General features: G+C 70.4%; 12 protein-coding genes. 5 read left to right on the forward strand and 7 right to left on the reverse strand.

Going from position 1 to position 12,876, the window contains the following annotated elements; all coding sequences use genetic code 11:
- Positions 1 to 58 precede the first annotated feature (58 nt).
- The 6 genes from ACFQ6S_RS34745 to ACFQ6S_RS34770 all read right to left on the reverse strand — a co-directional run bounded on the left by ACFQ6S_RS34745 (position 59) and on the right by ACFQ6S_RS34770 (position 5,407).
- Positions 59 to 862: an FAD:protein FMN transferase gene (locus ACFQ6S_RS34745; RefSeq protein WP_383418652.1), complete on the reverse strand. Its 804-nt coding sequence runs from the start codon at positions 860 to 862 to the stop codon at positions 59 to 61.
- Positions 855 to 1,637, reverse strand: coding sequence for an FMN-binding protein (locus ACFQ6S_RS34750; RefSeq protein WP_383418654.1), 783 nt, complete (start codon positions 1,635 to 1,637; stop codon positions 855 to 857). Before ACFQ6S_RS34750 ends, ACFQ6S_RS34745 begins: the two co-directional genes overlap by 8 nt.
- Before the next feature lie 37 nt (positions 1,638 to 1,674).
- A complete protein-coding gene (locus tag ACFQ6S_RS34755; RefSeq protein ID WP_383418656.1) occupies positions 1,675 to 3,057 on the reverse strand; it encodes a ferric reductase-like transmembrane domain-containing protein in 1,383 nt (460 codons plus the stop codon).
- Between the two features lie 90 nt (positions 3,058 to 3,147).
- Positions 3,148 to 3,849 carry a L,D-transpeptidase gene (locus tag ACFQ6S_RS34760; protein ID WP_383418658.1) on the reverse strand — a complete coding sequence of 234 codons (702 nt, stop codon included), beginning with the start codon at positions 3,847 to 3,849 and terminating at the stop codon, positions 3,148 to 3,150.
- Between the two features lie 3 nt (positions 3,850 to 3,852).
- Positions 3,853 to 4,440: a pyridoxamine 5'-phosphate oxidase family protein gene (locus ACFQ6S_RS34765; protein ID WP_383418660.1), complete on the reverse strand. Its 588-nt coding sequence runs from the start codon at positions 4,438 to 4,440 to the stop codon at positions 3,853 to 3,855.
- Positions 4,441 to 4,555: 115 nt separating this feature from the next.
- Complete coding sequence (locus tag ACFQ6S_RS34770) at positions 4,556 to 5,407, reverse strand: hypothetical protein (protein WP_383418662.1); 852 nt, start codon at positions 5,405 to 5,407, stop codon at positions 4,556 to 4,558.
- Positions 5,408 to 5,681: 274 nt separating this feature from the next.
- Here ACFQ6S_RS34770 and argH point away from each other — a divergent pair, with 274 nt between their 5' ends.
- The 4 genes from argH to ACFQ6S_RS34790 all read left to right on the forward strand — a co-directional run bounded on the left by argH (position 5,682) and on the right by ACFQ6S_RS34790 (position 10,442).
- On the forward strand, positions 5,682 to 7,115 hold the full coding sequence (argH, locus tag ACFQ6S_RS34775; RefSeq protein ID WP_383418664.1) for an argininosuccinate lyase: 1,434 nt from the start codon (positions 5,682 to 5,684) through the stop codon (positions 7,113 to 7,115).
- 194 nt (positions 7,116 to 7,309) lie between these two features.
- Positions 7,310 to 8,281: an aldo/keto reductase gene (locus ACFQ6S_RS34780; protein WP_383418666.1), complete on the forward strand. Its 972-nt coding sequence runs from the start codon at positions 7,310 to 7,312 to the stop codon at positions 8,279 to 8,281.
- Between the two features lie 83 nt (positions 8,282 to 8,364).
- Positions 8,365 to 8,916, forward strand: a complete 552-nt coding sequence (locus tag ACFQ6S_RS34785; RefSeq protein WP_383418668.1) for a TetR/AcrR family transcriptional regulator — start codon at positions 8,365 to 8,367, stop codon at positions 8,914 to 8,916.
- A complete protein-coding gene (locus tag ACFQ6S_RS34790; RefSeq protein ID WP_383418670.1) occupies positions 8,913 to 10,442 on the forward strand; it encodes an MFS transporter in 1,530 nt (509 codons plus the stop codon). The genes ACFQ6S_RS34785 and ACFQ6S_RS34790 overlap by 4 nt, the downstream gene beginning before the upstream one ends.
- A gap of 161 nt (positions 10,443 to 10,603) precedes the next feature.
- On the opposite strand, the gene ACFQ6S_RS34795 is transcribed toward ACFQ6S_RS34790, so the two are convergent.
- Positions 10,604 to 11,278 (reverse strand): lysophospholipid acyltransferase family protein, encoded by a 675-nt coding sequence (locus ACFQ6S_RS34795; protein ID WP_383418672.1) that lies wholly within the window; start codon positions 11,276 to 11,278, stop codon positions 10,604 to 10,606.
- Positions 11,279 to 11,656: 378 nt separating this feature from the next.
- On the opposite strand from ACFQ6S_RS34795, the gene ACFQ6S_RS34800 reads away from it, so the two are divergent.
- Positions 11,657 to 12,820: a glycerophosphodiester phosphodiesterase gene (locus ACFQ6S_RS34800; RefSeq protein WP_383418674.1), complete on the forward strand. Its 1,164-nt coding sequence runs from the start codon at positions 11,657 to 11,659 to the stop codon at positions 12,818 to 12,820.
- Positions 12,821 to 12,876: the final 56 nt, after the last annotated feature.

The raw sequence follows: 12,876 nt of genomic DNA on the forward strand, positions 1-12,876 counted from the left end.
CGCGCCCGCGCGGCGGAGCCGCACATCGATACAGCCCCGCGCCCCTGGGTGGGTCCACTCACCCGAGTCGAGCCGCCAAGCCCCCCGTGCACCGCACCTCGTCGCCCGCCGTGATCAGGAGTGCCTCCACGTCCGGCAGGGACTCCAGCCAGGTCAGGCCCTGCCGCGAGCCCATCGCGAACGCCGCCGTCGCCCAGCAGTCCGCCCAGGTCAGGCGAGGGGCCACCACGGTCACGGCCACCAGGTCCGTCACCGCGGAGTGACCCGTGCGGGGGTCGACGATGTGCGTGCCCCGTTCCGCCGAACCGGAGGTGGCCACCGCCAGTTCATCGAGGCCGGCGGCGGAGATGACCGCCGCGAGGCCGCCGGGGCGCAGCGGGTCGGACACGCCCACCCGCCAGGGGCGTTGAGGGCCCGGCACGCCCAGCAACTGCACGTCGCCGCCGCCGTTCACGCTCACGCCGATCACGCCGGGGACGTCCGCGAGCGCACGTGCCGCCCGCTCGACGGACCAGCCCTTGACGATGCCGGTCGGGTCGATGCGGCCCTCGTACGTCGTGCTGAACCAGCCCTCGCTGAGCCGCTCCGCCTCCGCGGCCAGGTCGAGGACCTCGGCGACCTCCGGGGCACAGTCGTCGACGGTCAGCTCGCCGCGCGCCAGCCGGGATATCTCGCTGCCGTCGCGGTAGGTGCTGAAGACGTCGTCGACCCGGTGCAGCCCGGCGACCGCCTCTTCCAGTGCCGTCTGCACGGCACCGGGATCCCCGCCGCGGACGTCGAAGGAGAAGACCGTCCCCATGACCTCCTCCGCCCGACGTACCGCGGCGGGAGCCTGTGTCGGTTCCACCACCGTGTCAGCCACCGGCCTGGTCCAGGGCCGCCTGGAGCGATTCCTTGTAGCCGGCGCTGGTGTACGTCGCCCCGGACACCGCGTCGATGTCGGCGCTGCCGGCCGCCACGGCCGCCTGGTTGAGCTTCGGTACGGCGTTCGCGGTGACCTGGTCGCTCTGGCCGCCCTTGGGCGTCTGGACCGCCTCGGCCTTGGTGATCTTCCCGCCGCTGACGGTGATACGGACCTGGACCGGCCCGTACTGGGTCTGGGCGACGCTGCCGGTGACGGTACGGGCCTGGGCGGCGCCCGAACCCTGCGAACCGGAGTCCTGTGAGCCGGAGTCCTGTGAACCGGAGCCCTGCGAGGAGCCCGCGTTCGCCTTGTCGATCGCCGACTGGAGGGACTTCTTGTAGCCGGCGCTGGTGTACGTCGCCCCGGACACGGCGTCGATGTCCGCGATCTGCTCGGTGACCACCGCCTGGTTGAGCTTGGGCACGGCGTTGGCGGTGATCTGGTCGCTCTGGCCGCCCTTGGGCGCCTGCACGGCCTCGGCCTTGGCGATCTTGCCGTTGGCCAGGGTCAGCCGGACCTGCACGGCACCGTACTGGGTCTGCGCCGCGTCACCGGTGACCGTGCCGGCCGCCTGGGCGCCACCCTGGGCCGAGGCCGCCGGCGGTGCACCGACGCCCGCCGCCTGCGCGGAACCCGGGTCGGACGCCGGCTTCAGCGACAGCAGCAGCACGATCCCGGACACGGTGGCGGCGCCGGCCAGCACGACACGCCGGATCGGGTGACTCTTCCTCATGGCTTCTACAGCTCCTGAAGTCTTGAAGTCCCGTCGCTCACATCTCGAACGACTCGTGATGGATGCGGCGGGCAGGCACACCCGCGCCGCGCAGTGCTTCGTAGACGGACTGTGCGAAGCCGGCCGGCCCGCACATGAACACGTCGTGGTTGTCGATGTCGGGCAGCTTCTGCCGCAGCCGCTCCGCCGAGATGTCGGGCCGCTCGCCGTCGGGGCTGTTGACCGCGTACATCAGGCGGGCACCGCGCTCGTCGGCGATGGCCGCGAGCTCGTCCCACAGCGCCAGGTCCTGGGTGCTGTTGGCCCGGTAGAGCAGGGTGATGTCGCCGGACGCGCCGGGCAGCGTCTCGAACAGGGCCCGCATCGGCGTGATACCGACGCCGCCCGCCACCAGCAGCACCTTGCCCCGGCTGCGCCGCTGGGCGGTCATGGCGCCGTACGGACCCTCGGCCCACACCTTGGTGCCGGGCTTCAGGTCGCGCAGCCGGGACGTGTGGTCGCCGATCGCCTTGACCGTGATCCGCAGCATGTCGGGGCGGGGCGCCGCCGACAGCGAGTACGGGTGGGAGCTGAACCGCATGCCCGGTGCCTTGAACCGCCAGCGGAAGAAGTGCCCGGCCTCCGCGCCCATACGGTGCAACTTGCGTCCGCCGATCAGCACCGAGACGACGCCCGGCGTCTCCTCGATGACCGCCTCGACGTACATCCGGTGCCGCAGGTTGAGGCGGACCGGGGTGATGATCCGGTACCAGACCACGGCCGCGGTCACGGCCCCGTACAGCCCGTACCAGAAGGTCTTCGCGGACGGTTCGACGGCGAACTCGTTGCCCGTGGTGATCTGGTGCCAGAACGTCAGGTACACGGCGGCGTACGTGAGCAGGTGCACGTGGTACCAGGTGTCGTACGGGATCCGGCGGCGGATGCCCCCGATCGAGATGAACGCGATGAAGAACAGCAGCCCGGTGCCGATGGCGGCCTTGCCCATGTCCGGCAGCGTGTTGACCGAGTCGATCGTCTGCTGGACGACGTCGCCGAGCGTCTTGCCGGCCTGGAGCGCGTACGCCCACATGGTGAGGAAGACATGCGCGATGACCAGGCAGATCGTGTAGCGGCCGCTCATCGCGTGCCAGCGCGCCACCCGGTCCGAACCCACCCGCCGCTCCAGCGCGGGCACCCGCGCCATCTGCAGCACCACGAGCGCCATCAGATAGCCGGCGAGCAGTCCGGTGATGCGGCCCGCCGCGAGGATCTTGGCCGTGTTGTCCGCGAGGGACGGTGTGTTGTCCCACCACAGCCACAGCACCGCCGCCGCGCCCGCCCATAGGGCGATCACCAGCGGTACGGCCGGGGAGCGGCGCGGACGGATGCGGCGCATCGTCTGGCGTCGGGCGGCACGGCCGCCCGCGAGCGTGGTGGTCACGGTTCCTCCGGGGACGGGAGCAAGGGGGGTGGCGTGGTCCCTTGGCCCAGAGGTACGTGCGGGGAGGTCCGTGTGTTCAGTGGTTCGCGCTCAGTACCGGGTGATGGCGGTCCGCCCGTTCGCCGTCCCGATCGCGATGTGCGGTTTCCGCCCCGGAACGGCCCATTTGAGGATCCGTTTCATCGCGCCCGCGGAGACCGACACACAACCGGCCGTCGCCCCGCGCCCCTTCACATGCAGGAAGATCCCGGCCCCGCGCCCCTTCACCGGGCGCTCGTAGTTGAAGCCGATGACGAGCGCGTGGGCGTACAGCGCGCCGTAGGAGACGAGGTGCTCGGACTCGGCCGCCCGGCAGTCGCGCGCCAGCGGCTCGGTCCAGCGGTTGTATGCGCGGGAGCCGTTGTCCTGGCACCACCAGGAGTCCTTGTGGACACGGCGGTACTTGTACGCCGTCCCGCGCGGCGCCGCCTTGATGCCGAAGGCGTACGGCAACCCGTACAGCCCCGTCGGCGTCGTGTTCGTGCTCTGCTTGCGCGCGGCCCCTTCGACGAGCCCCTTCGCGCCGAAGCGGGCCCGCGCCGAACCCGCCCGCACCCACTGTCCGTCGACCCGGTCCCACCAGGTGACCGTCCCCGACGTCGAGCCCGTCCTCGGGGCCACGGCGGTGATCAGCTGGCTGCCGCCCCCGGTGTCGGCCATCCGCGCGGGCAGCGGCTTGGGGGGCCCGCCGCCCGGCGCGGCGCCGAGCACGAGGAGGGACAAGGACGCTAGGGCGACGACACCGGGGCGCATGGCTCAGACGCTAGACGGAGGCAACGGCAACGGCAGCCCGGGTAGGCCATCCAGGCTTGTCGCGATGTACTCCTTCTTGGCGAAGTAGGCGCTGAGTGACTCGTCGTCCTCACGGGCGAACCGCTTGCCGTGCAGGTCGCGGTCCTCGTCGTACGTCATGAGAGGGACCGCGTACCCGCAGGAGTCGCGAATCACCTCGGCCCGCACGACGATGATCGCGCGCAGGCCGTGCAGGGACGGGTCGATGTCGGGGAAGTTCCCGAGCAGCTCCTTGAACCGCGGGTCGTCACGGAAGACGGCCTCCCCGCGGCCGTGGACCCGGACGATGTTGGGCGGGCCCTGGAAGGCGCACCACATCAGGGTGATCCGGCCGTTCTCCCGCAGATGCGCGACGGTCTCGGCGTTGGACCCGGCGAAGTCGAGGTAGGCCAGGGTCAGTTCGTCGAGGATCACGAAGGAGCCCTTGAGGCCCTTGGGCGAGAGGTTGACCGTGCCGTCGCCGGACAGGGGAGCGGTCGCGGTGAAGAAGAGCGGCTGCTCCTCGATGAACGTGCGGAGCCTGCCGTCTATGCGCTCATAAGTTTTTCCCACGTCCACCGATTATGGAGGGGGATCGTTCGTCTGTCTAAGGAATTGCGGCGTCCGGTCGGCACGTCCGTGGCCGCCCCGGCCGGCGTTCAGCGGGGCGGCCACAGCGCCTGTCACGTCACTTGGTGAGCGTGCAGGCGGCCAGGGAGTTCAGGCCCTGGGGCTTCGCCGCCGTACGGCCGATGGAGATGGCGATGCGGTCGATCGCGGCCACTCGCTTGTCCTTCAGGGGGCCGAGGATGGCGTTCTGGACGAAGTTCGGCCCGCCTTGGCCGACCGAGGAGGCGAGTCGCTTGTTCGCCTCCTGGATCTGCGTGTTGAGCAGGGCGAGGTTGCGGTCGACCTCGGCCTTCGCGGTCGCGGGGACCGCCGGGAGCTTCGACCTCACGTCCGGGCAGGAGATGGTGCCGACGGCGTTGGTGTTGCCCGAGCCGCCCGCATTTCCGGTGTTCCCGGTGTTGCCACCGGTCTGCTTGGTCGGAGTCGCCTTCGGGGTCGCGGCGGGTGCGTTCCCGCCCGCGTTGAGGGTGCACATTGCCAGCGCGTCCAGGCCCTGCGGTCTGGCGGCCGTGCGGCCGATGGCCGTCGCGATGCGGTTGACCGTCGCCACTCGCTTGTCCTTCAGCGGGCCGAGGATGGCGTTCTGGACGAAGTTCGGCCCACCCTGGCCCACGGTGTCGACCAGTCGCTTGTTCGCCTCCTGGATCTGGGTGCTGAGCAGGGCGAGGTTGCGGTCGACCTCGGCCTTCGCCGAGGCCGGCACCGCGGGCAGCTTGGACTTCACGTCCGGGCACGAGATGGTGCCGGGCCCGGCCAGCGTGCGGGCGTTTGTGCCGCCGCTCTTCGAAGACGCCGTCGTCTCCCCGGCGAGCGCGAAGCCGGCGATCACCGTGCCGGACAGCGCCAGCGCGGCGGCGCCGCCGATGAACGTGACGCGGCGCTTGTTGTACTTCGGAAGAGCCCTGGACATGCGGATGCCTCACTTGGGGGTGTCGTCGTTTTCGGGGTGTCGTTGTTTACAAACGCGGCGCCTGCGTTCGGCGAGAGATACGGGAAAGCGGTTTCTCGCGTTCAAGGGGCTCTCGAAATTTCGTCACGACAGGGCCCGGATTGACGAATCATGCAGAGGTCTGCATACTCATGCATGCCAAGTGCGGCGACCGCGCACTAGCCTGACGACCGCCTCCCCGTTCACGCCACGGGGAGGCGGTGCCACACCCGGACCCTCCCGAGGAGCACAGCGAGTGAGCAGCAACAGCGGTGACGTAAGGCTCTGGGGCGGCCGTTTCGCCGACGGTCCCGCCGAGGCCCTGGCCAAGCTGTCCGCGTCCGTCCACTTCGACTGGCGGCTCGCGCCGTACGACATCGCCGGTTCGCGTGCCCACGCGCGCGTGCTGCACAAGGCGGGCCTGCTCACCGAGGACGAGCTGCAGCGCATGATCGCCGGCCTGGACCGGCTCGAGGCGGACGTGGCCTCGGGTGACTTCGTCGGCACGATCGCCGACGAGGACGTGCACACCGCCCTGGAGCGCGGCCTGCTGGAGCGCCTCGGCGCGGACCTCGGCGGCAAGCTGCGTGCCGGCCGCTCCCGCAACGACCAGGTCGCGACCCTCTTCCGGATGTACCTGCGCGATCACGCCCGCATCGTCGGCGGTCTGATCGCCGACCTCCAGGACGCGCTCATCGGTCTGGCCGAGGCCCATCCGGACGTGGCGATGCCGGGGCGCACCCATCTCCAGCACGCCCAGCCGGTGCTCTTCGCCCACCACGTCCTGGCCCATGTGCAGTCCCTGTCCCGGGACGCCGAGCGGCTGCGGCAGTGGGACGAGCGGACGGCCGTGTCGCCGTACGGCTCGGGCGCCCTCGCGGGTTCGTCCCTCGGTCTGGACCCGGAGGCGGTCGCGAAGGACCTCGGCTTCGAGCACGGCTCCGCCGCCAACTCGATCGACGGCACCGCCTCGCGTGACTTCGTCGCCGAGTTCGCCTTCATCACCGCGATGATCGGGGTGAACCTCTCCCGGATCGCCGAGGAGGTCATCATCTGGAACACGAAGGAGTTCTCCTTCGTGACCCTGCACGACGCGTTCTCCACGGGCTCGTCGATCATGCCGCAGAAGAAGAACCCGGACATCGCGGAGCTGGCGCGCGGCAAGTCCGGCCGGCTGATCGGCAACCTGACGGGCCTCATGGCCACGCTCAAGGCGCTGCCCCTGGCCTACAACCGCGACCTCCAGGAGGACAAGGAGCCGGTCTTCGACTCCTGCGACCAGCTGGAGGTCCTGCTCCCCGCCTTCACCGGCATGATGGCCACCCTCACCGTGCACCGTGAGCGCATGGAGGAACTGGCCCCGGCCGGCTTCTCCCTGGCCACGGACATCGCCGAGTGGCTGGTCAAGCAGGGCGTTCCCTTCCGTGTCGCGCACGAGGTCGCCGGCGAGTGTGTGAAGGTCGCCGAGGCCGAGGGCAAGGAGCTGGACGGCCTGACCGACGAGCAGTTCGCGAAGATCTCGGCTCACCTGACGCCGGAGGTGCGGTCGGTGCTGAACGTGCCGGGCGCCCTGGCGTCCCGCAACGGCCGGGGCGGCACGGCACCGAGCGCCGTGGCGATCCAACTGGCCGAGGTGAAGCAGGACGTGGCGCAGCAGCACGCCTGGGCGAACGCCAAGCGGCAGAGCTGATCCGACGCCGCCGATTCCCGCGCCCCAAGGGGCGCGGGGCTTCAATCAATGTGCGGCTCCGCCGCGTGGGCGCGACAAGCCACGATGAGCCCGCACTCGCCGAACCGCCGTACGAACCGAGCTCCGATTGCGAAGGTCGTCGCGGGGTACGTTGATCGGAATCCGGTACCGGAGCCGACCGAACGGAGCCCGCGATGCCTTTCGCCCGACTGGCAACAGCAACGACACCGACCTGCCACATCGGACTCGGCCTCGCCGCCGTCGGCCGCCCCGGCTACATCAACCTCGGCCGGGGCGAAGACCTCGGAGAGAACCGCAGCGCCGAGGCGCTGCGTACCCGCACCCACGAACTCCTCGACGCCGCCTACGCCCAGGGCGTCCGCTACTTCGACGTGGCCCGCTCCTACGGCCGCTCGGAGGAGTTCCTCGCCGACTGGCTGCGCGCCCGCCCCTCATTCGACGACATCGTCGTGGGCAGCAAATGGGGCTACACCTACACCGCGGACTGGACGACCGACGCCGACAAGCACGAGGTCAAGGACCACAGCCTCGCGACCTACGACCGTCAGCGCGCCGAGTCCGGCGAACTCCTCGGCGACCGCCTGGACCTCTACCAGATCCACTCGGTGACCCCGGACAGCCCCGCCCTCACCGACAAGGACCTCCACGCCAGGCTGGCCGAAGCCGCCGCCGCCGGCCTCACCATCGGCTTCTCCACCAGCGGCCCGGCCCAGGCCGACGCCATTCGCGCCGCCCTCGCCGTGACCGTCGAGGGCGAGCCCCTCTTCCATACCGTCCAGTCGACGTACAACGCGCTGGAGACCTCGGCCGCCCCCGCCCTCGCCGAGGCGCACGACGCCGGGCTCACGGTGATCGTCAAGGAGGGCATGGCCAACGGACGGCTCGCGGACCCGTACGCACCGGACGCGCTGAAGGCCGTGGCCGAAGAAACGTCCCTGGGCTGCGACGCCGTGGCCCTCGCGCTGATCCTGCGCCGGCCGTGGGCCGGTGTGGTCCTCTCCGGCGCGGCGACGACCGTGCAACTCGCGTCCAATCTGCACGCCGCGGCGGTGGACCTCGAGGAGGACCAACTGGAGCGGCTGGCCACGCTGGTGGAGGAGCCGGGCGCGTACTGGGAGCGGCGCGGTCAGCTGCCCTGGCACTGACGTACACCCCCGTTGATCAACAACTATGAGTCAAGCATGTCCAGTGTGAGACATGAGTGTCTCACATGCGCTACTCTTGTCTCATGGCTGTCGATCGTGACCACGTACTGCGCACCGCCGCAGCTCTGCTGACCCGCAAAGCCACCGCGACCATGGACGAGGTCGCCAAGGCCGCCGGGATCAGCCGCGCCACCCTGCACCGGCAATTCGCCGGGCGCGACGCGCTCGTGCGGGCGCTGGAGTCGCTCGGCATCGCGGAGTGCGAGGCCGCGCTGGACGCGGCCCGGCCGGACGAGGGCCCGGCGCGCGACGCCGTGCACCGGCTGGTCCGAGAGCTCGAGCCCTCGACCGGACTGCTGGCCTTCCTCTACACGGAGAACCAGCTGTTCGAGGGCGAGCAGCAGAACGCGGGCTGGGCACGCATCGACGACCGCATCGCCGCGCTCTTCCGGCGCGGCCAGCAGAGCGGCGAGTTCCGTATCGACCTCAGCCCGGTCTGGCTCACCGAGGCGCTCTACGGCCTGCTGGGCTCGGGCGCCTGGGCCGTCGCGGAGGGCCGGGTCGCCCGCAACGACTTCACCCACATGATCGTCGAGCTGCTGCTCGGCGGAGCACTACGGAGAGAGGAATCATGACCAGCACCCTGCAGCCGGCGAAGACGACCGAGGCGGTGACGAAGCGCCCCGGTCGTTGGCTGGCGCTGTCCGTCCTCGTGCTCGCCGTGCTGCTGGTGGCCGTCGACGCGACCGTCCTCGGCCTCGCGACCCCCTACATCAGCGAGGACCTGAAGCCCTCCGGGAACCAGCTCCTGTGGATAGGCGACGTCTACTCCTTCGTGATCGCGGGTCTGCTCGTCTCGATGGGCAGCCTCGGCGACCGCATCGGCCGCAAGCGGATCCTGCTCGTCGGTGCCACGGCGTTCGGCGCGATATCCGTCCTCAACGCCTACGCGACGACCCCGGAGATGATGATCGTCGCCCGGGCCCTGCTCGGCGTCGCGGGCGCCACCCTGATGCCGGCGACCCTCGCCCTGATCCGCAACCTCTTCCACGACCCGCGCGAACGCAGCCTCGCCATCGGCATCTGGGGCGCGACCGCCTCCGCCGGTACGGCGGTCGGTCCGATCGTCGGCGGCTTCCTGCTCGAACACTTCTGGTGGGGCTCGGTCTTCCTGATCAACCTGCCGGTGATGGTGGTCCTGGTCCTCGTCGGCATCAAGCTGCTGCCCGAATCCCGGAACCCGAGTCCCGGCCCGTGGGACCTGATCAGCGTCACCCTGTCGCTCGTCGGCATGATCGGCATCGTGTACGCCGTCAAGGAGGCGGCCTCCCACGGCTTCACCTGGATCACCCTTGCCACGGGCCTGCTGGGCGCGGCCGCGCTGTACGGCTTCGTACGCCGCCAGCTCACCCTGCCTGCCCCGCTGCTGGACATGCGGCTGTTCCGCAGCCGTGGCTTCAGCGGCGCGGTGCTGGCCGACCTGCTGACCATCCTCGGCCTGTCCGGCCTGGTCTTCTTCCTCTCGCAGTTCCTGCAACTCGTACAGGGCAGGGGCCCGTTCGAGGCGGGTCTCGCCGAACTGCCCGCCGCCATCGGCGCGGTGGTGGCCGGCCTGATCGCCGGTCGTGTGGCCCGCCGCTACTCGGTACGGGCCGTGGTCTCCGGCGGCCTCGCGGCGATCGGCCTCGCCCTGGCCGTACTCACGGTGATCGACCGCTCGACGGGCTACCCCCTGCTGGGCGCGGCCCTGCTGGTGGTCGGCATCGGCGCGGGCTTCTCCTTCACGGTCACGTCCGACGTCATCCTGTCCTCCGTACCGAAGGAGCAGGCAGGCGCGGCGTCGGCGGTGTCGGAGACGGCGTACGAGCTGGGCGCGGCGCTCGGCATCGCGGTGCTCGGCTCGATCGTGACCGGCGTCTACCGGGACTTCACCGGTCCGACGGGCACCCCGGCCGAGGCCCACGAGTCACTGGGCGGCGCGGTGGAGGCGTCGGCGGGCCTGCCGGCGCAGACGTCCGAAGCGATGCTGGACGCGGCCCGCAGTTCGTTCGTGGACGGTCTGGCGATCGCGTCGGGCGCCGGCGCGGCGGTCCTGCTGGCGGCGGCGGTGGCGGCATGGTTCCTCCTGCGAGGCCAACGCCTGGAGAACGCCGCTTCGTAGCGGAGCAAGTGACAGGCGGGCCGCCGAAGGAGCGGCCCGCCTGAGTAGCGCCTCAAGGGGGCGCGGGGCTGTGTCGATGTGCGGCTCCGCCGCGTGCACGACGGACCCGCAGTCGACCGACGGCCGGCAGCCCGACGAACCCCCCCGGCGAACCAGCGGAGCTACGCCGCTTCCTTGGCCTTGCTGGCGTAGATGTCCACGTACTCCTGCCCCGACAGCTGCATGACCTCGGCCATCACGGAGTCCGTCACCGCCCGCAGGACGTAACGGTCCCGGTCCATCCCCTCGTACCGGGAGAACTCCATCGCCTCGCCGAACCGCACCGTCACCTTGCGCGGCCGGGGCATGCCCGCCCCACCCGGCTGGATCTTGTCCGTGCCGATCATGGCGAAGGGCACGACCGGTGCCCCGGTCATCAGGGTGAGGCGCGCGATGCCGGTGCGCCCCCGGTACAGCCGCCCGTCGGGCGAGCGCGTGCCCTCGGGGTAGATGCCGAAGACCTGACCCTCCTCCAGGATCCGGCGCCCGGTCATCAGCGCCGCGACGCCGCCCCGGCCGCCGTCCCGGTCGACCGGGATCATGCCGACGCCCGTGAAGAACCAGGCCATCAGGCGGCCCTTGAGGCCCTTGCCGGTGACGTACTCGTCCTTGCCGATGAACAGGACCTGACGGTCGCAGACCAGCGGCAGGATCATCGAGTCGATGAACGTGAGGTGGTTGCCGGCCAGGATGACCGGACCGTCGCCCGGAATGTGCTCCGCGCCTTCCACCTGTGGGCGGAACATCAGGCGCATGATCGGTCCGAGCACTGCCTTGATGAGCGCGAAGCGGGACAACGGGCCCTCCGGTGTCAAGGGATTTGTAGAAGTCTGTGCAGGTGAGGACGATACTCGCGGTCCGGGGGATCCCGCACATCGGGTGGGCCGACTTCACTCAGGTCTTACTCGCCATTGACCTACGTTTACCTGCGGTGACGTGCCGTGGACCGTCCGTAACGCGCCCGCAATGATGTGACGGACATCGCTCCGGGGTGCACCGGACGGGTGCCCCGCCCCGCCGTGGTGAATCCGACCGTGAATCCGACGGCCCGTCACCTCGCCGTTCGAATACGACATCCGACGTCACCCGCGAGTTCCGCCCCGGGTCTCCCGCCTGTCATGGACGCGCACCTACGATCGGCGCGCATCGATGAGGAGAAGTCAGGAAGGGCGCTCATGGGAACCCAGGAGAACGAGCAGACGTCCGGCACCGGACGGCGGAAGCTTCTCGGCGCGGCCGTGTTCGGCGCGGGCGGCGCGGTCCTCGGGCTGTCCGGCACGGCGAGGGCCGCGGAGGCCCGGCACGGAGGCGGTGGCGTGAAGAGCCTGCCCAAGCCGACGATCATCGGCCACCGCGGAGCCAGCGGCTACCGGCCCGAGCACACCCTCGGCTCCTACCAGCTGGCCCTCGACATGGGCGCCGACATCGTCGAGGCGGGCGACCTGGTGCCCACCAAGGACGGCCATCTCGTCTGCCGGCACGAGCCGGAGATCGGCGGCACGACCGACGTCGCCGCCCATCCCGAGTTCGCCGACCGCAAGAAGACGAAGTCTCTCGACGGTGTCGCCTCCACCGGCTGGTTCACCGAGGACTTCACGCTCGCCGAGCTGAAGACGCTGCGCGCGACCGAGCGCATCCCGGCCAACCGCCCGCACAACACCCTCTACAACGGTCGCTGGGAGATCCCGACCTTCGAAGAGGTCCTGAAGTGGCAGGAGGAGCAGACCCGCAAGCGCGGCAAGCAGGTCTGGATCTACCCCGAGCTCAAGCACCCCACCTACTTCCGCAAGCAGGGCCTCGCTCTGGAAGAGCGGGTCGCCAAGGTGCTGCACAAGTACGGCCGCGACAGGCGGAACTCGCCGGTCATCATCCAGTCCTTCGAGCCGACCAGCATCCAGCGCCTGAACAAGCTGGTCGACAACCCGCTGGTGGTCCTGCTCTCCGGCGCGACGACCCGCCCCTGGGACTTCGTCGAGACGGGTGACCCGCGCACCGTCGCCGACCTGATCAAGCCGGCCGGCCTCAGGGAGATCGCCTCCTACGCCCAGGGCATCGGCCCCACCCTGGACCTGGTCATCCCGAAGGACGCTAACGGCAACCTCACCCAGCCCACCACGCTGGTCGCCGACGCGCACAAGGTCGGCCTGATCCTGCACCCCTACACGATGCGCAACGAGAACCCCTTCCTTCCCACGGGCTTCCGCAAGGGCACCGACGCGGACGCCTACGGCGACGTCTTCGGCGCCTACCGGACGTACTTCGCGACCGGCATCGACGGTGTCTTCACCGACAACCCCGACACCGGTCTGCTGGCCCGCGAGGACTTCGTCAACGGCTGAGCCTCCCGCCCCGGTTGGGGTGACTGTCGGCCGCCCGGGCAACCTTGCGCCCGGGC

This window comes from Streptomyces sp. NPDC056479 (assembly GCF_042795335.1).
Lineage (GTDB): Bacteria > Actinomycetota > Actinomycetes > Streptomycetales > Streptomycetaceae > Streptomyces.